The sequence below is a fragment of the Staphylococcus pasteuri genome (assembly GCF_030547725.1).
GTDB classification, from domain to species: domain Bacteria; phylum Bacillota; class Bacilli; order Staphylococcales; family Staphylococcaceae; genus Staphylococcus; species Staphylococcus pasteuri.
Genome location: NZ_JAUOQO010001121.1, coordinates 1 through 230 on the forward strand (window position 1 = coordinate 1; position 230 = coordinate 230).

Annotated in this window: 1 protein-coding gene; it reads right to left on the bottom strand. The window is 45.2% G+C overall.

Translation table 11 applies throughout. The annotated features are described in order from the left end of the window. On the bottom strand, window positions 1-230 hold a 230-nt coding region (locus tag Q4528_RS16615; RefSeq protein WP_303522907.1), incomplete at both ends, for a hypothetical protein.

Sequence of the window (230 nt, forward strand, 5' to 3'; positions counted from 1 at the left end):
GTGCAAAACCCATTATAAATGCGTTGTTGGGGTCGTTATTAATACACCCAATAAGTACCTCTGAGCCACCGACCAGTGGGAAGTGCCAGCCAGTGGCTTGAGGTTGGTTTTGACATGCATATAGCGCCAATTTTTTTAATGCAGGGCTTGACTGAGTTAATGGCCGTGCTGTTTTGTCAAAGTCGGTACGTGTTCTATATTCGCCATGTTCATCTACAAATGCGTTACCC